General features: G+C 43.0%; 21 protein-coding genes, 4 tRNA genes, 2 rRNA genes and 2 pseudogenes (1 of these 29 only partly in view). 26 read left to right on the forward strand and 3 right to left on the reverse strand.

Going from position 1 to position 21,856, the window contains the following annotated elements; translation table 11 throughout:
• Positions 1–2 precede the first annotated feature (2 nt).
• From NSQ83_RS01220 to NSQ83_RS01295, 16 genes and pseudogenes are all read left to right on the forward strand, one after another.
• Positions 3–5,339, forward strand: a complete 5,337-nt coding sequence (locus tag NSQ83_RS01220; protein ID WP_153939943.1) for a phage tail tape measure protein — start codon at positions 3–5, stop codon at positions 5,337–5,339.
• Positions 5,332–5,991, forward strand: coding sequence for a LysM peptidoglycan-binding domain-containing protein (locus NSQ83_RS01225; protein ID WP_095843430.1), 660 nt, complete (start codon positions 5,332–5,334; stop codon positions 5,989–5,991). The genes NSQ83_RS01220 and NSQ83_RS01225 overlap by 8 nt, the downstream gene beginning before the upstream one ends.
• Before the next feature lie 12 nt (positions 5,992–6,003).
• Complete coding sequence (locus tag NSQ83_RS01230; RefSeq protein WP_017696791.1) at positions 6,004–6,984, forward strand: hypothetical protein; 981 nt, start codon at positions 6,004–6,006, stop codon at positions 6,982–6,984.
• A complete protein-coding gene (locus tag NSQ83_RS01235; protein ID WP_095843431.1) occupies positions 6,981–7,247 on the forward strand; it encodes a DUF2577 family protein in 267 nt (88 codons plus the stop codon). Before NSQ83_RS01230 ends, NSQ83_RS01235 begins: the two co-directional genes overlap by 4 nt.
• Before the next feature lie 12 nt (positions 7,248–7,259).
• Positions 7,260–7,685: a DUF2634 domain-containing protein gene (locus NSQ83_RS01240; RefSeq protein WP_095843432.1), complete on the forward strand. Its 426-nt coding sequence runs from the start codon at positions 7,260–7,262 to the stop codon at positions 7,683–7,685.
• Positions 7,678–8,724 carry a baseplate J/gp47 family protein gene (locus tag NSQ83_RS01245; protein WP_095843433.1) on the forward strand — a complete coding sequence of 349 codons (1,047 nt, stop codon included), beginning with the start codon at positions 7,678–7,680 and terminating at the stop codon, positions 8,722–8,724. Before NSQ83_RS01240 ends, NSQ83_RS01245 begins: the two co-directional genes overlap by 8 nt.
• Positions 8,708–9,286, forward strand: coding sequence for a YmfQ family protein (locus NSQ83_RS01250; RefSeq protein ID WP_095843434.1), 579 nt, complete (start codon positions 8,708–8,710; stop codon positions 9,284–9,286). The genes NSQ83_RS01245 and NSQ83_RS01250 overlap by 17 nt, the downstream gene beginning before the upstream one ends.
• Positions 9,283–9,555: a hypothetical protein gene (locus NSQ83_RS01255; protein WP_095843435.1), complete on the forward strand. Its 273-nt coding sequence runs from the start codon at positions 9,283–9,285 to the stop codon at positions 9,553–9,555. The genes NSQ83_RS01250 and NSQ83_RS01255 overlap by 4 nt, the downstream gene beginning before the upstream one ends.
• 3 nt (positions 9,556–9,558) lie before the next feature.
• Positions 9,559–9,822, forward strand: a pseudogene (locus tag NSQ83_RS01260) (terminase); the annotation flags it as partial.
• Positions 9,823–10,497: 675 nt separating this feature from the next.
• Positions 10,498–11,313, forward strand: a pseudogene (locus NSQ83_RS01265) (terminase); the annotation flags it as partial.
• 9 nt (positions 11,314–11,322) lie between these two features.
• Positions 11,323–11,658: an XkdW family protein gene (locus tag NSQ83_RS01270; RefSeq protein WP_095843437.1), complete on the forward strand. Its 336-nt coding sequence runs from the start codon at positions 11,323–11,325 to the stop codon at positions 11,656–11,658.
• A complete protein-coding gene (locus tag NSQ83_RS01275; protein WP_087961660.1) occupies positions 11,655–11,819 on the forward strand; it encodes an XkdX family protein in 165 nt (54 codons plus the stop codon). The genes NSQ83_RS01270 and NSQ83_RS01275 overlap by 4 nt, the downstream gene beginning before the upstream one ends.
• Positions 11,820–11,910: 91 nt before the next feature.
• A complete protein-coding gene (locus NSQ83_RS01280) occupies positions 11,911–12,804 on the forward strand; it encodes a phage portal protein (protein ID WP_095843438.1) in 894 nt (297 codons plus the stop codon).
• Positions 12,805–12,871: 67 nt separating this feature from the next.
• A complete protein-coding gene (locus NSQ83_RS01285; RefSeq protein ID WP_017696800.1) occupies positions 12,872–13,150 on the forward strand; it encodes a hemolysin XhlA family protein in 279 nt (92 codons plus the stop codon).
• Between the two features lie 15 nt (positions 13,151–13,165).
• Positions 13,166–13,429 (forward strand): phage holin, encoded by a 264-nt coding sequence (locus tag NSQ83_RS01290; RefSeq protein WP_095843439.1) that lies wholly within the window; start codon positions 13,166–13,168, stop codon positions 13,427–13,429.
• Positions 13,430–13,480: 51 nt separating this feature from the next.
• Positions 13,481–14,455 (forward strand): N-acetylmuramoyl-L-alanine amidase, encoded by a 975-nt coding sequence (locus NSQ83_RS01295; RefSeq protein WP_095843440.1) that lies wholly within the window; start codon positions 13,481–13,483, stop codon positions 14,453–14,455.
• Between the two features lie 37 nt (positions 14,456–14,492).
• Here NSQ83_RS01295 and NSQ83_RS01300 read toward each other — a convergent pair whose 3' ends face one another.
• Together NSQ83_RS01300 and NSQ83_RS01305 are read right to left on the reverse strand one after the other, a co-directional pair.
• Positions 14,493–14,933 carry an SMI1/KNR4 family protein gene (locus NSQ83_RS01300; protein ID WP_042977637.1) on the reverse strand — a complete coding sequence of 147 codons (441 nt, stop codon included), beginning with the start codon at positions 14,931–14,933 and terminating at the stop codon, positions 14,493–14,495.
• 12 nt (positions 14,934–14,945) lie between these two features.
• Positions 14,946–16,766 carry a T7SS effector LXG polymorphic toxin gene (locus NSQ83_RS01305; protein ID WP_128473524.1) on the reverse strand — a complete coding sequence of 607 codons (1,821 nt, stop codon included), beginning with the start codon at positions 16,764–16,766 and terminating at the stop codon, positions 14,946–14,948.
• 210 nt (positions 16,767–16,976) lie between these two features.
• On the opposite strand from NSQ83_RS01305, the gene NSQ83_RS01310 reads away from it, so the two are divergent.
• Positions 16,977–18,110, forward strand: coding sequence for a tetratricopeptide repeat protein (locus NSQ83_RS01310; protein WP_087961655.1), 1,134 nt, complete (start codon positions 16,977–16,979; stop codon positions 18,108–18,110).
• A complete protein-coding gene (locus NSQ83_RS01315; protein ID WP_164907155.1) occupies positions 18,100–18,258 on the forward strand; it encodes a hypothetical protein in 159 nt (52 codons plus the stop codon). The genes NSQ83_RS01310 and NSQ83_RS01315 overlap by 11 nt, the downstream gene beginning before the upstream one ends.
• 31 nt (positions 18,259–18,289) lie before the next feature.
• Here the strand turns inward: NSQ83_RS01315 and NSQ83_RS01320 are convergent, their stop codons facing one another.
• A complete protein-coding gene (locus NSQ83_RS01320) occupies positions 18,290–18,622 on the reverse strand; it encodes a YolD-like family protein (protein ID WP_087961654.1) in 333 nt (110 codons plus the stop codon).
• Positions 18,623–18,727: 105 nt separating this feature from the next.
• Here NSQ83_RS01320 and NSQ83_RS01325 point away from each other — a divergent pair, with 105 nt between their 5' ends.
• From NSQ83_RS01325 to NSQ83_RS01360, 8 genes are all read left to right on the forward strand, one after another.
• The gene (locus NSQ83_RS01325) at positions 18,728–18,955 is read left to right on the forward strand and encodes a hypothetical protein (RefSeq protein ID WP_087961653.1); all 228 of its coding nucleotides are present in this window, start codon (positions 18,728–18,730) and stop codon (positions 18,953–18,955) included.
• Positions 18,948–19,160: a transcriptional regulator gene (locus tag NSQ83_RS01330; protein ID WP_087961652.1), complete on the forward strand. Its 213-nt coding sequence runs from the start codon at positions 18,948–18,950 to the stop codon at positions 19,158–19,160. Before NSQ83_RS01325 ends, NSQ83_RS01330 begins: the two co-directional genes overlap by 8 nt.
• A 324-nt stretch (positions 19,161–19,484) precedes the next feature.
• Positions 19,485–19,559, forward strand: a tRNA-Gly gene (locus NSQ83_RS01335).
• A gap of 31 nt (positions 19,560–19,590) precedes the next feature.
• Positions 19,591–19,667, forward strand: a tRNA-Arg gene (locus NSQ83_RS01340).
• A gap of 27 nt (positions 19,668–19,694) precedes the next feature.
• Positions 19,695–19,771 (forward strand) — tRNA-Pro (locus tag NSQ83_RS01345).
• Positions 19,772–19,779: 8 nt separating this feature from the next.
• Positions 19,780–19,855: transfer RNA gene (locus tag NSQ83_RS01350), tRNA-Ala, on the forward strand.
• Positions 19,856–20,023: 168 nt separating this feature from the next.
• Positions 20,024–21,573 (forward strand): 16S ribosomal RNA (locus NSQ83_RS01355).
• A gap of 170 nt (positions 21,574–21,743) precedes the next feature.
• Positions 21,744–21,856 (forward strand): 23S ribosomal RNA (locus NSQ83_RS01360) (it continues 2,815 nt past the right edge of the window).
• Together the 16S and 23S rRNA genes with 4 tRNA genes alongside form the textbook arrangement of a ribosomal RNA operon.

Here is a 21,856-nt window from a genome sequence, read left to right on the forward strand (position 1 = left end):
CTATGGCTAAACTAACAGCTACGTTTGATTTACAGGATAAGATCACCCGCAAGCTTCGAAAGATACAAGGAAATGCAGAGAGACTTCAGAGGGCCGCTAATGGCCCTCTTATTTTTGATGCTGAAGATCGAACTGAGCGGGTTATGAGACGAATTGACCGATCAGCAAGCCGCTTGACTGGGCGGGCTCGATCAATTGAAGTCGGTTTAGATGATCGGGTTTCAAATGGTTTGCGTTCTATACGCCAGCAAACAGAGGATCTTACTGAGGGTAACCATGAGGTTACGGTTTCCGTTAACGATCTGGCTACACCGCGTTTCCGCTTAATTCGAGGAGGCCTTTCAGATTTGAATCGCTCGCATGCTGAACCTATTGTTTCAGTTCGTGATCGTGCTTCAAGCCAATTAGATGAGATCCGGCGCCATGTGTCTGATGTAGACAGCGAACATGCAGAGCCCACTGTTTCTATTAAGGACAAGGCTTCAGCGGTTCTGGATGCAATTGAAGCAAAGTTAGACGGTCTGAAAAACGCTGCTGTCACCATGGCAGTTGGCGGCGGACTGTCGGCTGGTGCGATTATGGGCAGCGGGAAAAGTGCTATGTCCCAAGACGCCTATGTTTCTGCGACTTCGAAAGTCAGTAAAAAAGACGCTGCTAGAATGACAGACCAGATCTATTATGACAACAAAGCGGGAGGATCCCGGGAAGAAGTCAGCTTATCTTTGAGAACCTTGTCACAACAGACAGGCGCATCTAAAAAAGCCCTGGCTGAATTGACTGAGTCGTCTAGTAAGATCGCACAGCTCATGAACGCTGATCAGGTGGAAGTGGACCGGGCCTTCAGTTCAATGTATAACAACTTGAAAATGTCCGGGAAAGACAGCGGAGATTTAATTGCGTATGTGTACCGGAACGCGGGTGACCAGGCTGACGATTTGCTGGACACGATGAATGAATACAGTTCCACTTTTAAAGACATGAAACTCACAGGCGGCCAGATCGCTAACGCCATGATTAAAGGGACAAAAGGCGGGGCCAGAAACTTCGACAACCTTGCTGACAGTATGCGTGAATTTAACATTCGCCGTACTGAAATGTCTGATAGTCAAGTGGACGCGTTCAAATCGCTATTCGGAGCCAAAGAAACAGAGAAGATGTTCAAAGGGTTTAAAGATGGTTCTATCAGTGGCCAAGAAAGCTTATTTAAGGTTGCTGATGCCTTATCAAAAGTCAAAGACAAGACTAAGCGGGCATCTATCGCCACGGAGCTAATAGGAACGCAATATGAGGACCTGAAGCAGCCGATTTTAGATATGGCTGAAGGCATTGGCACAAGTGCAAAAACAACAGGTGAACTGGAACGCAGCTTTTCTCAGCTTCGGGATAACAACCCAATGACGCCGATTAATGACGCCATGCGGGATTTTGAAAGCATATCTAAGGATATGGGAACTTCACTGCTTACCGGTTTAGGCCCAGCCTTTGACAAGATCGACTCGTACCTAAACAGCAAGGAAGGTCAAGAAAAACTCAAAGAGATCAAAAAGGATATTACTGATCTTGGCGAGGCCATAGGTGACAAGCTGAATGTGGCCATTGAGTGGACGGTGAATCATTGGGACGATTTAAAAACAGCCTTTAAAGTTGTGATTCCTTCTTTAATTGGATTGATTGCATATTTGAAAATCCTACGGCCGCTCTTAAAAGGAATTGGAACTGTCGGAAGTGATGCAGCGGGAGTAATTCGGAAGTTGATTCCCAACCGTACTCCCGGCGGTGACCCTAATACACGAAGCGGCAGACGTAATGGAAAGGCTGCTCGTGGTTCAGGGAGAAGGGGCGGAAGTTCCGGATCTGCTTCGAGTCCAACAAGTCTACCACGGAGCGGTAGCTTAACATGTTGTTGCTGTAGCGGTATCGGCGGAAGTGACCGAAGCCGTAAAGGAAGAGGGAAAAGTGCTTCAGGCCGGCGCGGGAATCCAACGAGGGTGAACCCTTCTAATAGATCTATTACTGTGACATCTGAACAGTTAGAAAGAAGGCGTTCAGGAAGAACCGCAGCTGATCCTGTTAGAGGCGCAGGTTCAAGAGCTTCAGTAAACACTACCAGATCAGAACTCCGTGCAGCAGGCCAAGCGACAGGCGGAACCTCGAAGTTCGGGAAAGTTTTAAGTCCTCTGAAAAGTGTCGGTAAATTTGCGAAAGGTATCCCTCTTTTGGGAACTGCATTAGCGGCAACTGATTTGCTCGGGATGAACAAAGAAAATGCAGGTGAGAAAGTTGGTTCTTTCGCCGGGAATCTTGGCGGTGCTGCGGCAGGTGGGGCCGCGGGTGCAGCCATTGGTTCTGTCGTCCCCGTTGTTGGCACTGCTGTCGGCGGCGTTGTCGGTAGTATTGCAGGCGGGATCGGGGGTTCAGATTTAGGATCATCCATTGGCAAATGGTTTGATGATGGCGGCGCTTCTAAAGCATGGGATGGAATTCAGGACGGTGCAGGAAAAGCCGTTGATTGGATCGAGGATACTTGGTCTGATTTCTCAGATTGGTTTATGGATAACGTCTGGAACCCAGTTAGTGATTGGGCCGGCGATAAGATTGATAAGATTACTGACAAATTCGAGGATGCTAAGAAATGGCTAACTGATACCTGGAACGACGTATCATCCTGGTTTGTGGATAACGTGTGGACACCTATTTATAACACGGCAGTTCCGATTATAAATTTAGTAGTAGGTGCTTTTTTATTTGCCTGGGATGGTATCAAAGCTCTCTGGAAGATTGTTTCGACTTGGTTCATGGATAATGTTTGGAATCCATTAGTTTACGGTGTCACTGATGCTGCTGATTGGATTTGGACAAAAATAAATGACGCTTGGACTTGGATCTCGGACACGTGGTCCACTGTCTCAACCTGGTTCATGGATAATGTCTGGAATCCTATTAGTAATGCAGTTGCAACTGTTGCCGGCTGGATACAAGCACATATTGATTATGCGCGAATCTGGATCCAATTAAAATGGCTTCAGGTGGCAACTTGGTTTTATGACAACGTCTGGAACCCAATCAGTACAGCTGTTAGTAACGTAGCAAATTGGATTTGGACGAAGATCAACGAAGCATGGACTTTTATTTCAGAATTATGGTCTACAGTTTCAACTTGGTTCATGGAAAATGTTTGGACGCCGGTAAGTGATGCAGTCACTAATGCAGCAAACTGGATCTGGACAAAGCTTAACGAAGCATGGACATGGATATCTGACAAATGGAGTGCTGTTTCAGCTTGGTTCAGTGAAAATGTTTGGAATCCAATTGTCTCAAAAGTGGAAGATGCCAAAAAATCCATTTCAGAAAAGTTCGAGTCAGCTAAAACAGCAGTTAAAGACGCTTGGAAAGGTATTGAGACTTGGTTCCGTGAAAATGTTGGTGATCCGTTAAGTGACATAGCCGACGGAATTAAGGAGAAATTCCAAGATACTTTTGCATGGGTCATTAAACTCCAAGAATTGGCTGGCGCTGGAGGACGGTTTATAAATAACCTTATCGGTAGAGGTGAAGATGCAACAGGTCTTCATCAAAAGAAATCTGGCAAATCTTCATCTAGTGGTAAATCTAGTGGAGGGGGAATCGGGCTTGCCCGATCTCAGTCGTCAGCGCCTACAAGTATTTTCCCTAAACAAAAGAGCGTTCTTGAAAGGAATGCGACGGGTGGCTATATTACGAAACCAACCATTTCATGGATTGGTGAAGCGGGTAAAGAGTTTGTCATCCCTGTTGATAACAACAAGGGCCGCGGTAAAATGCTTCTTTCTCAAGCTGCTTCTAAACTGGGAATGAGCGTTGTTGACGACATGGCTTCTGCTTCATCTGCAGGTGGAGAAGCTGCTGTTTCTTCATTAGCGGGTGGATCAACAGTTTCTGCTACAGTATCTCCTACCGTTGACACATCGAGCCTTAATGAACAGGCTGCTTCTTTCGGTCAACAGTTCACGCAGGGCTTTGATCAAGGTATTGGCGATAATGTCGTTTCAATGGATGCTTGGAAACAGAAAAACGTGGGCCAGCCAATGAAAAATTTGATCTCCTACTCTCCGAATTACGGAAAACAAGTGGTCAATGGTTATGCTAACGGACAGAACAGTTCGGCAACTGGAACAGATGGCTTCTTGCAGACGAAAGTCAAAACACCATTTCAGAACACTGTGAATAAATCCTCTTCATGGGGAACTGGTACGATCAAAGGATTTGCTTTCGGTCAAAATAGTTCACAAACTGGCACTGATCAGTACGTTAATACTCATGTGAATAAACCGTTTATCCGCTCTAAAGAATCATCAAACGGCTGGGGAAGCGGTATGATCGGTAATTTTGTTTCAGGCATGACTTCTAAGGGCAGTGAGGTCCATGAGGCAGCCAAGGAACTAGCAAAAAAAGTCGAGAAAGCTTTTCGTGAAGAGTTAGATATTCATTCACCTTCTCGAGTTATGATGAGTCTCGGCCGCTTTGCCTCTGTCGGTGTCGTAAAAGGATTGGATTCTGTCGATGTGAAAAAATATGCTGAAAAACAAGCTGGATCACTGGCAGCTGCTTATTCCGGAATGGGTGCAGTAGGCGGAAACGTGAAACAGTGGCTTATGGCTGCAATGATGGCCACAAAAACACCATTAAGTTGGCTTCCAGGATTGATGACAATTGCAAAGTTTGAATCAGGAGGCAACCCTAACGCCATTAACCTGTGGGATAGTAACGCGAAGGCAGGCAATCCATCCCAAGGGCTCATGCAGACAGTACCAACCACTTTTAACGCACATAAAGCGCCAGGCATGGGTAACATTAGAAACCCGATTCATAACGCTGCTGCCGCAATCGGCTACATCAAAAGCAGATATGGCTCTATTGACAATGTACCTGGTATTAAAAGCATGAGACGCGGTGGACCGTATGTTGGTTACGCTAACGGCGGACTCATTACCAAAGAGCAGATTGCACGTGTTGGTGAAGGAAATAAACGTGAATGGATCATTCCGGAGGAGCGGGGCATACGTGGCCGCTATCTGTTGGCTCAAGCAGCTAAAGCTCTCGGAATGGAAGTCACGGATCCTGCACAAAAAGGCCAAACTGAATTATCATCTGGCCAGGTAACTGCTGCCACGACAAGCAGCCAACAAACAACTGTTACTGCTGCGGGAGGTAAAGAGGTCGTTATTCAGATTAACGGCGACCAACATTTTTACAATGATCAAGACGTGAACAGTCTGGTCTCAAAAATTAAGCAGGCCCTTGTCGCTGAGCTTGAACAGGATATTAACACCGGTACGAAGGGAGTCGTCGCGTTTGACTAGATCTGTTTATGAATTCTGGATTTCACAAGGGAAGGACAAGCTGCGGCTTCCTGTCCTTCCTGAACAAATTGATATATCCAACACAATTCAAAATGAATCAGTAAAAGTGGCCAGTTTTGGGGAGATCACTTTTATTGATAAACCGGGAGCGAAAGAGATTTCGTTCTCTTCTTTTTTTCCAAAGAAACACAGTCCGCTTGCTGAGTATAAGGGATTTCCTTCTCCTGAAAATGCTATCGCTAAGATTGAGAAATGGGCAAAAGCGAAAAAACCGGTTCAATTTTTGATTACTGGCACGAAAATAAACTTCACCTGCAGCATTGAGGGCTTTTCTTATAGTGAGGGTCAAAAAGACATAGGTGATCGTGATTATGAAATCAAACTGAAGGAATACAAAACTGCTTCGCCGCGGAGAATCAAGCAAAAGAAAAAGACGAAGAAAAAACGGCCGTCTAAATCAGCTCCTAAAACATACACGGTTAAAAAAGGGGATACCTTATGGGACCTTGCCGGCAAATTTTATGGGGACAGCACAAAATGGCGCAAGATTTGGAACGTCAATAAAAAGGCTATGATCAAACGAAGCAAACGGAATATCAGGCAGCCAGGACACTGGATCTTTCCTGGTCAAAAATTAAAGATACCGCAATAAGCAGGTGATGACATGATAGAACTTTTCGTCATTAAAGAAACGGAATGGCTTGAGCTGGTAACTGAAAGTGTTTCCCTCGAAGGGCAACGGTATCAGGCGCCGCGATCGATCACGGCCAAGATCATTACGAAACAGGGAACCCATTCATATTACAGCGTATCTGAAGGGGATACAGTTTTATTTAAGTGGAAGGGCAAAGAACTGTTCCGGGGCATTGTGTTTTCTCGCAATCCGGAAGAACACGGGCTGACCTTTACGGCTTATGATATGCTGCAATATCTGGTCAAAAACAAGGATGTTTATGTGTTCTCTAATAAGCGTGCAGACGAGATCATAAAACGTCTGGCAAGAGACTTTCAGATTCCCACAACGTCTATTGCAAACACAGGTCATACAATTAAATCACTTGTGTTCAAAGACGATACGAGCCTTTATGACATGATTCTGAAAGCCTTGAAACAAACGAAAAGCCAAACCGGAAGGAATTATCAATTATATTCTGCGAAGGGAAAGCTTGGCCTTCGCGCATGGCCTGATCCGTCAGAAGTATGGGTGCTGGAGACGGGTGTGAACATCACTGGCTATCAATACAGCACTTCAATTAATGACACGGCCACAAAAGTAAAGCTCCGCCGGCAGAAAGACAATAAAACATACACAGCCACCGCAAGTGACAGCTCAGGCATCAGTAAATATGGTGTGCTTCAGTATGTCGAAACGGTTTCTGATAACATTAACCAGGCGCAGCTTCAGGAGCGTGCGAAAGTCAAACAAGCACAGAAAAAAGGTGTTAAAAAAGAACTCAAGAGTATTCAAGCGATTGGGATTCCGGATCTTCAGAGCGGCTTGCCTGTCTATATCTCAATTCCGGAAGTCGGGGTTAAGAAAACATACTGGATCGATACAGATAAACATGAATTTAAAGGATCCACGCACACGATGACCATTGATGTTGTGGAGAAAAACTCTATTCCTGATGGTGTTTCCTCATGAGACTAAGTGAAGCGATTAAGCACTTGGCTGTCGGTGCCGTTGGTTCAGAGTCGCCGGTGGATATCCTGCCGGCTGAAGTGGTTTCCGTTTCTCCTGTTGAAATTAAACTCAATGAAAATGAAAAGCTAATTATTCCGTCTGATTTGATTATTATTCCTAAGCGGCTGCGCGCTGGAGGAGATGAAGAACTAAAGATGGGTGAGAATGTGATGGTTGTCTCCTTAAAAGGCGGACAATCATTTTTTATTCTCGACAAAATATAGGGGGTGCCTGAGTTGGCCCTTTCGCTGGAAATTGAATTTGATGATATTGAAGATGACAGCGAAGTCATAGAGACCTCGCAGACCTACAAAATAGATTTTGAAAATGGCCGTATCACAAATGAGATGATTACAGGCCTTGAAGCAATCAGGCAGTTTGTATATTTATCCCTTCATACTGAGCGATACGCCTATTCTGTTTTCAGCCATGACATTGGAAATGAGCTTCAAGACATCTTGGCAGATAATGAAACAACGGACGCATATAAGAAAATGGAGATTCCGCGGCTAATAGAGGAAGCGCTGATCTATGACGATCGTGTTTCCTCTGTAACAGATTTCGAAATTGAAAAACAAGGTGATTCGTTCCATGTTTCCTTTACAGTCGAAACGGACGAGGGAAAACTGGAGATCGAGGAGGTGCTTGGTGAAGATGTTTGAAGATCAAACTTTTGAAGAAATTATGGACCGGATGGTGAACAGAATTTCAGCTGACATTGATACAAGGGAAGGAAGCGTGATTTATAACGCGTTAGCTCCTGCAGCTGCAGAATTGGCCAAGTCTTATATTTGGCTCGATACGGTGCTGGAACTTGTCTTCTCGGACACAGCACAAGGGGAATTTTTAGATCGTCGGGCTACTGAAGCCGGCATCGAGCGAACGGCTGCCACGAAAGCAGTCAGGGCAGCGGAGTTTACTGAAGGAATAACCATTCCAGTGGGTTCCCGCTTTTTTGTTGATAATCTGTATTTTCAATACACAGCTGACGGGACGTTGGAATGTGAAACAGCCGGAGAAGCGGGGAACGCGAATATTTCCGGCCAGAATCTATTGTCATTGGATACCATTCCAGGACTTCAAAAAGCAATTGTGAAAGAGATCCTGATACCTGGACGTGAAGAAGAGGATGATGACAGTTTAAGAGCGAGATATTTTACTCGCGTACGCCGGGAAGCTGTTAGTGCAAATAAAGAGCATTATAAGCAGTGGGCGGAAGAAGTTGACGGAGTCGGTAAGGCAAAAATCTTTTCGCTTTGGAATGGGGACGGAACGGTCAAAATTGTCGTGACCAACGCCAACTTGGAACCTGCATCCGATATTTTAATATCCAAGGTCAAGAACTATATTGATCCTGAACCGGGACAAGGCGAAGGACAGGCGCCTATTGGCGCCTTTGTCACGGTGGAGAGTGCGGTTTGGAAAGAGATTGAGATATCAGCTGAGGTGCTTCCCGAGGTCAATAGCTCTATTGATCAGGTGAAGAAAGAAATCGAATCAGGTGTATTAAACCTCTTTAAAAAGATGGCGTTCGAAGACAATGTCATCCGCTTATCGCAGATCAATAATATTGTCTATAATTCACCCTCAGTAAGTGATTATGCAGATATTAAAATAAACGGTTTGGCTGAAAATTTGGTTCTGAGTGACGTCGAAATCCCTAAATTGGGGCAGGTGAACATCATTGAGCAAACTCGATGAAATGACTGCTTACCTGCCGCCGTTCCTTACCAAGTTAAAGGAAATGGCTGAACTTCTTAAAGCGGAATCTCCGGAATTCGAAAAGCAAAATAATAGCATCTTTGATCTGACAGATCAGCTGTTTGTTACTACGGCAACCTGGGGGCTTGAACGATGGGAAAAGATTTTGAACGTACCGCGGGAATCAGGTGACACCGATGAGATCCGCCGGCTGCGGCTGATCTCGAAAATGTCCAATATACCGCCCGCAACATATATGGCCATTGAACAGGCATTGAATCGGTTCTTGAAGAATCCGTCCGCTCAGGTCCGGCTACTTCCTGGAGAGTACCGTTTTAATGTTGATATTGATATAGATGATATGCAGCACATGAGCGAGCTCATAGAAACATTAGAAAATATGAAGCCGGCTCACTTGGCGTATACCTTGCGAGCTGCTTTGAATGAGCCACTCCAAATAAAAGATACTGTCATTTTGAATAACAGAAGGTATCGAAAAGCAAGTGAGCTAAAGGTAGGTTATTCCGTCACGCTCAATAATAACGAGGTGGTCCTTGTATGATTACACAGCTTTATAGAGAGCGTACAGCTGCAGATTTGAAAAATAGAATATCGAAAGTGCTGCTGAATGGAAATGAAACAGAAATTGTGGAACTCACCATTCAGGGTGCCGTTGTCACGGTGCTTACTCAACGAGAGGAAGACATCAAACATATTAAGAGTGTTCAGATACTTGATGAGCAAAACAACGTGATTACGGAAAGAACAACAGATTTAGATGTAAGTAACAACAGAACGCTGGACTTTAGATTTACTTTTGAGGTGGTGTAACAAATGGCATATGAAGCAAAAACAGACTGGCTGCCGGATGATCCAATCAATGAGGATGATGTGAACCGTTGGGAGAAAGGTATTGAAGAAGCGCATAAAGATTTAGCCGCACATAAAAATGACATGAACAACCCTCACAAGGTGACAAAGGAACAGCTGGATCTGGGTAATGTTGATAACGTGCAGCAGGCGGCGAAGAAAGATTTTGATCTGCACAATCAAGATCAGGAACGGCATGTTACGAATGAAGAGCGAGCTAAATGGAATGGGGCGCAGCTTTCGAAAATGACGAAAGACGATGGATCCATTCTTATTAACATCGGTCAAGGCTATGACTTTCATAGTGTTGCGATAGGGCAGAAAAAGACTTTTACTTTTTACATGTCGAGTGATGCTATTAATGCACCGCCCCAAGCGGTTCGCGGTATTTACTTGTGCTCCTCTTCGACGAGCGGAGAAGCAATGGCCATGGCCACAGATGGCGGCTTTTGGAGAAAGTCATTAGTTAATGGAACTTGGTCAGATTGGATAAAGTACGAAACAGAAGAAAGATCAATAAAAAGATTGGCTGTTCACACTGATGATAAAGATATCCATGTTACTAAAAGTGATAAGGATAAATGGAATGGTGCTCAACTATCTAAAATTACAAATGATGTTGGGGGTGTATCTTTTGCAGTGAATGAAGGCGAAGATATGCTTCAGGCAATTATAGATAGAGGTAGAAGTATGGGGACCTTTTATGCAAATGGAAAAGCGGTAAATTCTCCTTCTACCGCCTCTACGAGAGGGTTTTATCAAATGACAAGCCAATCATCTGATGGAAAAGGCAGCTATGGCTGGGTTTATGCCATGGACTACAGAAATAATGTCTTTACGAATTATTGGGACGGTAATACTGTCGGATGGCAGGGGTGGAAGAAACTCGAAACAGAAACTGCATCACAAGAGAAAGCTGACAAGGCTCTTTCAGATGCAAAAGCATTTGTTCAAAACAACTTTACAAATCAGAAGCTCACCCTCCTCACGGGAACAAATGCAATTCAAGACGCGAGAACTAGTGGAGAATCATATCCGCTTGGGCTTACTCTTATGGATATTGGCCAAGGAAATACGACTGGATATCCTTTGCGATATGGAATTGTAAAAAACGAGAAATATAATAATTCCCGCTTCACACAATACTTTTACGGCACAGGTAATGAGTCAGGGACTTATCTTGATAGCACTGGTGTATGGGTTAGGCATTGGTGGAGCGGTTCCGGCTGGACTCCGTGGGATAAAATTTCAGGATTTGCGCATGCAAACATAGGAACTACAGGAATTCAATATTTGAAAAAGATTGACCACACTAAAATTGCTTTTAATAGAAAAATCAAGGACAGTCATAATGCCTTTGATACAAAAAATAATCGATTTATTGCGCCAAATGACGGAATGTATTTGATTGGAGCAGGAATATATACAATAAACTACACCTCATATATAAACTTTCATTTGAAAGTGTACTTAAATGGCCAGGAGTATAAGACCCTTCACCATATGAGGGGAGATTTTTCTGAAAAGGATAACGGAATGAATCTTGGCCTTAATGGGAATGCCACTGTACCAATGAATAAAGGAGATTATGTTGAGATCTGGTGTTATTGTAACTACGGTGGAGATGAAACGCTAAAAAGAGCGGTAGATGACAAAAACGGTGTTTTCAACTTTTTTGATATTCAAGAACTTGGAGGTCGCAATTATCCAAGATTTTAGGAGGTAACAATGAATATAGGCGAAGCTATCCTTTACAAATATCCGACAGCCGATCCTACGAAGGATTTTATTGTTCAGAATAATGGAGATGGATCTCCATCTTATATAGCGGAATGGAACATCAGGGCACCGATACCAACACAAGAAGAATTGCAAGCTTGGTGGGAAGAATCGAAAAGCAATCCACCTTATGAGCCTCCTGATCAGGTCGAGTTGCTTGCACAAGAATTGTCGCAAGAGAAGCTGGCCCGCAAACAACTTGAAGAATTAAACCAGACATTAGGAAATGCGCTGTCTGAAATAAAGCTACAGCTGCTTTCCTTACAAGGAGAGGATAACGTATGAATTATTGGGTATTGGCTTTGTATTATAACTGGGCTACCCCTGAAATGGTAAAGCAGGCAATCCACTATAAAGATTGCTCGCCTGAGGATTTACAAAAAGGAATAGAGAAAAATCTAATCACTGCAGAACAGTATAAAGAAATCACAGGAGAAGCCATGTAGGGCTTTTTTATTTTGCCTGAAAGGGGGTGGGCACGATGTAACACCCATGATAGACCTCTAAAGACTAACACAAGCAAGGAGGAATTTTAAAATGACGCAGTACAGTTTTCAATTTCCAACAGATGCAGCCGGTAAGCCGGGGGCAGCCAAGCCATACAGAGAAGGAAACAGAGATTTTGTGGTCCCGATGGCCACCATTTCGGGTAATGCAGATCTGCTGACAAACGCAGTCTTAAAAGCAACTGAAGTATATACACAGTATGGCCAGGATCGATTAGGGCAGGTACTAATTTCAAAAGTGAAAGGGCACGCTTATTCTGATCGCGAAGGAACCTTATTCATCGAAGAAAGTAATGATATGAATACGTGGACCACAGTATCTTCCTTAGTAGTTAAGTCAGGGACACTTGGTGAGACTGAATGGATCCACTTAACACAACGATATTTCCGTTTCAGATATGCAAATGGTAACCTGCAGCAATCTGAATTCTTACTTTATCAGTCGCTGGGTGCTGGGGAAGAAGATATAAATATTAAACAAGCTGTTCCAATTACGACAGCTGCTCCGCTCACTATGCAAATAGATAAGAGTGGCTTAACCGATGATGGCCGCTTAAAAGTTCAGACTGAAGGCTTGAATCTCGGCTCATTAGACACTCAAGCAAAAACGATAGATGTTATTTTTCACGATAAAACAGAAACGATTGGGGAAGGTACTCCGTTCACTGTTGGATCATTTAAAACGTTGCTTATTGAGGTTTATGGGACAGCTGAGACAAGCGAATTGAAATTCTGGGGTAAATCCCTATCAGGAACAAAAAGGGCCCTGAGAGGGCAGAAAGTGGATGACGGAACGTTTGCCACTAGCACAAAAGGGAAATCGGAAGCCTGGTCTTTTGACATTACCGGTTTTAAAGAAATCATGATGGAGCTCACAGCGTTAACAAATGGAAACTTTTCAGTAAGAGGGACGGCCGTCTCATAAAATCCGGTTGTCCTTTTATTTTGCCTCGGAGGAGGTGAAGAAGATGAAATAAAAGGGGGGTGTACTGATGTCACAACCGACGGAGGTACCGGATTTGCTCGCACTACAAAGAGAAATATCAGAGATTAAAAGTGAGAATAAAGCGATAGAACAGCGTGTCAATGCCCTTGAGCGTGTCTCGGATAGGCAAGATCAGCAGATCATGACGCTGAATGAAAAACTAAACAAAATAGAAGAAAATACAACATGGATCAAACGTTCCATCACAGGCGCTATCATTACAGCTGTTTGTACCGGAGTTATTGGCGGTGCAATCGCTATTTTCTATACTGTTTTGCAAAAATAAGGAGGAACACACAATATGAAAAACTACGACAAAGGCACGGTCATTCGGACGGTGCTTCTTTCAATTGCACTGATCAACCAGACTATGCTGATGTTTGGAAAGTCACCTTTAGATATTACTGAGGACCAAGTGAATCAGCTTGCGGATGCTCTTTACACAGCAGGGTCTGTCATCTTTACTATCGGCACGACACTGGCTGCTTGGTTCAAAAATAACTATGTGACAACCAAAGGGCACAAGCAGAAAGCAATTTTAAAACAAAACAATCTAACTAAATGAGGTTGCCGGCTGGCAGCCCTTTTTTAATCTTATGATAGGAGAGGAAATACTATGGCCATAAAAGTGGTGAAAAATTTAGTTTCCCAAGAAAAATACAGTTTGAAATGTCCGAATCCTATGGTTCCGGAATATATCACTATTCACAATACAGCAAACGACGCTTCAGCGAAGAATGAAATTTCTTATATGAAGAACAACACAAGCTCAACAAGCTATCACTTTGCGGTGGATGATATACAGGTTATTCAAGGGCTTCCGTTGAATCGTAATGCATGGCACACAGGAGACGGGAAAGATGGTCCAGGAAACCGCAAGTCTATCGGAGTAGAGATCTGCTACAGCAAGTCAGGAGGACCTAAATACTACGCCGCTGAAAAGCTGGCTATCAAATTTGTAGCGAAGCTGCTTAAAGAGCGCGGCTGGGGTGTTGATCGTGTGCGAAAGCATCAAGACTGGAACGGCAAGTATTGTCCGCACCGTATTTTAGATGAAGGTAGATGGGATGAAGTCAAAGCTGCTATTGCTGATGAATTAAGCAAAATCGGCGGAAAAAGCTCAACGACTTCAGGTAGTTCTTCAGGATCCGGAACAACGTATACAGTGAAAAAAGGCGATACTCTTTCTGCAATTGCAAAAGAGCACGGGGTGAGTGTGGCAAGTCTTCAGAGCTGGAATAACATTAAAGATCCGAATAAAATTACAGTTGGCCAAAAGTTGAAACTGAAAGGATCAAGTTCATCCAGCAGCACTAAAACAAGCGGCAAAAAGACATCATACCCGCTTCCTTCCGGAATTATTAAAGTGACAAGTCCGATGACGAAAGGAACGAATGTCAGACAAGTTCAAAATGCTCTGGCTGCTCTTTATTTCTACCCGGATAAAGGAGCGAAAAATAACGGCATCGATGGCGTATATGGGCCGAAAACAGCAAATGCAGTCAAACGGTTCCAGTCAGTAAATGGTCTGACTGCTGATGGCGTTTATGGACCTAAGACAAAAGCGAAGCTTGAGTCCCTACTAAAATAAAAGAATCCCTTCTCGTTATGAGAAGGGATTTATCCGTTTATTCCTCGTATAGTTTATTAACCAACTCGGTAAATGAATCACATATATGACTCAAAGCTTTATCAGGATCTTCATATGCAATCTCGTGATCCCAGAAAACTACGGACGGATTCTCTTTATTAAGACGATAATCGAAGCAGATTTCGTTACCGAAAGGGTCACAGGCGAAAGGAACTATCCCAGGAAGCATTCTTCCATCCTGGTAATCTTCTAAGACCTCTAAAATAAAACTTGAACTATCCTCAGTTAGACCATGTAATCGATTAAAAACAGCACCTTTTGTATTTTTAAAGTCAAATATCTTTTTACTTGGGCGCGCCCCATTGTTGTTTAATATAGTTGTAACGTAGTCGCTAGGGAACTTAATATCTAATGCCTTTTCGATTTTTTTAACAGTTGTTTCCCCAATAGGTTTTTCTGCAAATCTCCACTCTGTCATATTGTCCAACTCCTATCTGTTCTTACTTCCTCCACCCCAAAGGTGTCGGCCTCCTGTATGGCCTGTTTTCCGATGCACCTTTTGGTCAACTAATTGCATCCTCCCTGGATCTTGGTGATGATGCCAAGTATAACCGTCCGGTGTTTCGCCTGCTTTTATCATCTCGATTTGAAGGTCATTGAATTGATTTCTAAGTAAAGGATCCGTTTCGATTTCTTCTTTTAATTTTAAGGTTGCATTTTTAAATTGTAAATAATCGCTTTCCTTATAAAGATTAGAATCAATCTTCGTATCAAATTTTGGTTTGAAAATTGGGAAACCGTCTTTATCATATGGAACACCAGTTTTAGGATGTTTTTCGTTTTTAAGATGACCCATTTTCAAGTTAACTGTTTTGAGGTTTCCGTATTCATCTCTGTAAGTATATGGTGCGGCTTTAGTAAACAAATCATCCTTTGATTGAACTAATCTCTTTAATAGTGGCGTATTTTTAACATTAATAGTATTTCCGGCGTCTTGTAGAATCCCTTCTAATGCAGGAGTGTATTCATTAACATAAGATTTGGCAGATGGATTACCATTTTTAATCTTTTCACTAGCTGCTTTCCCGACTTTAGCAAGATCTTTCGAGCCTGTTGAGACAGAGGACTTTCCACCTTTCAATAACATAAGACTTCCGCCCAAGTAAGTAACATAGTGCAGCCGTGTGTATGCATCTCCGTGAATCATTTTTTTATCCCAATTATCCTTCAATGTGTCAACCATGCTTTGAAAGGCAGCTTGATAGTCGTATTCCAGAACTGTATCCAGCACTTTTTGAGGATCTTTGTTTAAGTTGTCAATTGTCCAACCGATATTCCATCCGAATTGAATAGCTCCTTCACCGGTATCCTTGGCAAGATCGTATACACCAACAATCGCACCTTTAGTGCCATCACCTATGATTCGCAACACTTCTTTTCCGTTATCCATAAATGCTTTACGCTGTTCAAGAAATGAAACAAATTCAAGCTGCTCAGGGGTAAGGTTCTCATATCCGACCTTCTTGGCGATTTCTAAGTATTCATCCGGATCCGTTACTCCGTCAGCTAGCTTCTTCTTTAAATCTTTTATTTCTCGTTCTTTCGCTTCATCTTTCTTGATTTTCAAATAAGCTTCAGTTTGTTTCTCAATATCGCTTTTTTTCTTATGTATGTCACTTTCTCTATACGCTTTAGCGTTGTAGTGGATGGGTGTAGCATTCTTACCCTTGCCAGTGGATTCCTCAAGCTTCTGAAAGTCCTTCTTGATGAATTGCTCGTTTGGCTCTGACTGAGCATATTCAGAAACAAGTGCTTCGTCAACGCTGCCTACTTTATTGACTGTTTTTTTGCGTTGGTTCTCCGCATCGGCGAGTTCGTCTTTAAAGGTTTCTGTCGAGAACAAATCAAGCGGAAGAATATCGTCGATATCATGTAAGATATCTTTCATCGCTTTCTTTTGTTCAGACATAATGGCTTTTGATTTTGTGTAAGCGTTAGCTAGTTCGTGTTCTAAGAAGGATTCTTCTATGTATGCGTCAGATAAGCTGGCGTCCTCTAATGTGCCTGAAATGCTTGTCAAAAAAGCAATTTTCATATCAAGTAAGTCAATCCAATTGTCAGCTACACCTGCGTGATCTTGATAAAATGCTTTAATGTTGTCGGCGCCCTTGCCGGAAAACTCACTGTCATCTAAATCAGCTACGGCTTTAAATGCCTTCTTGAGATTGATCATCTGGCCTCTTAATTCCTTGTATTCTTTTGCGCGTCTATCTGCTTCTGAAAGTAGTGATTTGGCTTCAAAAACTTTCATGATCATATCCTTTCTTGTTAAGCTTTGCGGTACAATAATCAACAAAATTTTACCATATAAAGAGAGTGAGAAATACAAAAAAACCTTTTATCTGGAAAATGAATCCACCACAAAACTAACCGAAGAAAAAGTTTGCGGTTTTTTTGCGGTTCAAACTCTTTTTGGAAATGTTAGAATATTACATAAAAAGAAACAAAAAGGAGGGATCCTGTGAATCCGGTTTTACCTTCCTCACATGTAGGGGTTAAGATTACCGAATGGTATAAGATGATACGTCAGTTTAGTGTTCCGGATGCTGAAATTTTAAAAGCAGAAGTTGAAAGAGAAATTAAACAAATGGAAGAGGATGAGTATTTACTAATTTATTACTCACTAATGAGCTTTCGACACCAACTTATGCTCGACTACTTAGAGCCGGAAAAAAAGTATAGAACAGCACGTCCAACCATCTCAGAATTACTTGAAAAAATTGAAGCTCCCCAAAAGAAATTAACCGGTCTCCTGAAATATTACTCACTATTTTTCCGCGGTATGTATGAATTTGATCAGCAAGAATTCGTGGAAGCTATTAACTATTACCGTAAAGCTGAAAAAGAACTTTATGCTGTTACTGATGAAATCGAACAAGCTGAATTTCATTTTAAGGTGGCAGAAGCTTATTACAACATGAAACAAACTCACGTTTCCATGCATCACATTTTAAAGGCATTAGAGATTTATGATCAGAATCCGCTGTATACTGTAAGGAAAATTCAAAGCTTGTTTGTAATCGTAGGTAACTATCTCGATTTTAAACATTATGAAAAAGGGTTAAAACATCTTGAAGAAGCCCTGAAGCTTTCTAAGGAATTAGGGCACGACAGACTAATAAGTTCTGCTTTGTATAATTTAGGTGAATGTTATCATTACATGGGACAACCAAGTAAAGCTGAAGGATATTTGAAAGAAGCAGCTGAGGTTGCAGAAAGAGCAAATTTAAGGACACTTCCTCATACGCTCCATTCGTTGGCCACAGTTTTATTCAAGCAGGAAAAGTTTAATGAAGGACAGAAGGTTTTACAGCAAGGGATCGAAACAGCACAAAAATTCAATGATGAACTTTTCCTATCGATGAATCAGTTTCTGAATGCCCTATATATTGAGTCTGTTGATAAACAGGGTATCCTCAATATATTGAATCATCTTAATGAAAGTCACATGTTTTCATTTACGGAACACATAACGCTGCTAACTGCAGAATATTATAGAGAAGGCGGAGAATTTGAAGAATCCAGTTTTTTCTATGATAAAATGGTTGAAGCGCAGCTTCAAATTCAGCGAGGTGACTGTTTATATGAGTATTAAAAAAGGTGTTTGTGTATTTCTCTCTGCTGTTATTGTTACCACTGGTTTATTTGCGTTTAATGCAGCTCCTGAGCAATCCAACCAGCATATTGAGGCTCATACGACTAATGCTGAAATGCAGATGGCAGGAATTAGATTACAGACTTGACCGATATTAGACCCTCTCATATAAGAGAGGGTTATTCTGTTTTTACAGCTGTTAGAGAGTCAAACGCTATAAAGTTTGTATCCCCCTTTAAATCCTTCACATGTAACTGTTGTTTGATTTCATTTATGTAATGAACATGCCCGATTATGTCCTCAATAAAGCCATTTCTATAAAAACTAATGGTTATAGCCGTATTGTTCTCCATTGCTTCAGAAATAATCCGCGCCATTTCTTCGAGTTGGTATTCATCAAGAACAGGCTTTTCAATTTTTTTAGTTTCAATCTTTCTATGTAATAAAGCTTCTCTGTGTTCGGGCAGAATAAATTTTTGTTCCCAGCGTTTATCATAAATTCCTTCAGACATGTTCATCACTCCTTGAGTAAATAATACCAGAACAAACATTCGTTTTTCAACTTGAAATAGAACTAATGTTCGTATAAAATAATGGTAAAGAAGGAGGAGGAAAGCATGGAATCGATTTTAAAACGTTCTTTAACAGAGAAAACAGTCCTAGAGATGATTTATATGAGAAATGACGGTTTTATTTCAAAGAGATCAATAATTGTACGGCAAATTAATCAGAGTTACATTCGAGCTTATTGTTTCACCAGCCGACAAACAAAGACGTTTACTATCGAAAATATCCTTGCTGTTTCTCCTGCAGCAACTAAAAGAGGGGTCAGGAATTATGCGTAAAATCACAGAGAGACAATTAGAAGCGTTGAAGGCAATTGAAAAACATATAAAGGATAAGGGGTTTCCTCCATCATATAGAGAGCTAATGAAAGAATTAAGTTTGAAATCAACAAGCTCAGTAAAAGGCCTTTTGGATGCATTAAGAAGAAAAGAATATGTAACGTGGGAAGAAGGATTACCAAGAACCTTGAAAGTTGTTAAATGAAAACCATCTTATAATAGATGGTTTTTTATTTTGAACTCATTTAATGAATTATTTGTTCGGGGTTAATTTCAGGTGTCCGCCACCCAGGGTGGCAGAAAGGTGGCAAACACGATTATTCGCCACCTTTCTAAATTTGTCTAAACCGTATTGACATTTATCAAAACCCTGCTATAATTACCTTTGTCCTAAGAAACCGGATTTAAACTTTCAAGATGCTCTTCCATGGTAAGGAAGAGGTCAGCGGTTCGAGCCCGCTTGGAAGCTTTATTAAATGTATTATTACCAAGGTTTCTCATAAGGAGAAAGCTTTTTTTATTGCGATATGCGGAAGTAGTTCAGTGGTAGAACACCACCTTGCCAAGGTGGGGGTCGCGGGTTCGAATCCCGTCTTCCGCTCCATTTATCCCAACGGGATATTGTAAATTGAATTGCGCCCGTAGCTCAATTGGATAGAGCGTTTGACTACGGATCAAAAGGTTAGGGGTTCGACTCCTCTCGGGCGCGCCATATCTTTTAATAGAATAGATAGGAAATCGGGAAGTAGCTCAGCTTGGTAGAGCACATGGTTTGGGACCATGGGGTCGCAGGTTCGAATCCTGTCTTCCCGACCATTTTTTATGGGGCCTTAGCTCAGCTGGGAGAGCGCCTGCTTTGCACGCAGGAGGTCAGCGGTTCGATCCCGCTAGGCTCCACCAAAAGTTTTTAAAAAAGTTGTTGACTTTGAAGAAGTGACATTGTATACTAATAAAGTTGCTTTAACAAAGCAAGCAAAATGATCTTTGAAAACTAAACAAGACAAAACGTACCTGTTAATTCAGTTTTTAAAAAATCGCACAGCGATGTGCGTAGTCAGTCAAACTACTTTATCGGAGAGTTTGATCCTGGCTCAGGACGAACGCTGGCGGCGTGCCTAATACATGCAAGTCGAGCGGACAGATGGGAGCTTGCTCCCTGATGTTAGCGGCGGACGGGTGAGTAACACGTGGGTAACCTGCCTGTAAGACTGGGATAACTCCGGGAAACCGGGGCTAATACCGGATGGTTGTTTGAACCGCATGGTTCAAACATAAAAGGTGGCTTCGGCTACCACTTACAGATGGACCCGCGGCGCATTAGCTAGTTGGTGAGGTAACGGCTCACCAAGGCAACGATGCGTAGCCGACCTGAGAGGGTGATCGGCCACACTGGGACTGAGACACGGCCCAGACTCCTACGGGAGGCAGCAGTAGGGAATCTTCCGCAATGGACGAAAGTCTGACGGAGCAACGCCGCGTGAGTGATGAAGGTTTTCGGATCGTAAAGCTCTGTTGTTAGGGAAGAACAAGTACCGTTCGAATAGGGCGGTACCTTGACGGTACCTAACCAGAAAGCCACGGCTAACTACGTGCCAGCAGCCGCGGTAATACGTAGGTGGCAAGCGTTGTCCGGAATTATTGGGCGTAAAGGGCTCGCAGGCGGTTTCTTAAGTCTGATGTGAAAGCCCCCGGCTCAACCGGGGAGGGTCATTGGAAACTGGGGAACTTGAGTGCAGAAGAGGAGAGTGGAATTCCACGTGTAGCGGTGAAATGCGTAGAGATGTGGAGGAACACCAGTGGCGAAGGCGACTCTCTGGTCTGTAACTGACGCTGAGGAGCGAAAGCGTGGGGAGCGAACAGGATTAGATACCCTGGTAGTCCACGCCGTAAACGATGAGTGCTAAGTGTTAGGGGGTTTCCGCCCCTTAGTGCTGCAGCTAACGCATTAAGCACTCCGCCTGGGGAGTACGGTCGCAAGACTGAAACTCAAAGGAATTGACGGGGGCCCGCACAAGCGGTGGAGCATGTGGTTTAATTCGAAGCAACGCGAAGAACCTTACCAGGTCTTGACATCCTCTGACAATCCTAGAGATAGGACGTCCCCTTCGGGGGCAGAGTGACAGGTGGTGCATGGTTGTCGTCAGCTCGTGTCGTGAGATGTTGGGTTAAGTCCCGCAACGAGCGCAACCCTTGATCTTAGTTGCCAGCATTCAGTTGGGCACTCTAAGGTGACTGCCGGTGACAAACCGGAGGAAGGTGGGGATGACGTCAAATCATCATGCCCCTTATGACCTGGGCTACACACGTGCTACAATGGACAGAACAAAGGGCAGCGAAACCGCGAGGTTAAGCCAATCCCACAAATCTGTTCTCAGTTCGGATCGCAGTCTGCAACTCGACTGCGTGAAGCTGGAATCGCTAGTAATCGCGGATCAGCATGCCGCGGTGAATACGTTCCCGGGCCTTGTACACACCGCCCGTCACACCACGAGAGTTTGTAACACCCGAAGTCGGTGAGGTAACCTTTTAGGAGCCAGCCGCCGAAGGTGGGACAGATGATTGGGGTGAAGTCGTAACAAGGTAGCCGTATCGGAAGGTGCGGCTGGATCACCTCCTTTCTAAGGATATTATACGGAATATAAGACCTTGGGTCTTATAAACAGAACGTTCCCTGTCTTGTTTAGTTTTGAAGGATCATTCCTTCGAAATGTGTTCTTTGAAAACTAGATAACAGTAGACATCACATTCAATTAGTAACACAAGATATCACATAGTGATTCTTTTTAACGGTTAAGTTAGAAAGGGCGCACGGTGGATGCCTTGGCACTAGGAGCCGATGAAGGACGGGACGAACACCGATATGCTTCGGGGAGCTGTAAGCAAGCTTTGATCCGGAGATTT

The organism is Bacillus sp. PS217 (assembly GCF_037963535.1).
In the GTDB taxonomy this organism is placed as follows: Bacteria; Bacillota; Bacilli; order Bacillales; family Bacillaceae; genus Bacillus; species Bacillus subtilis.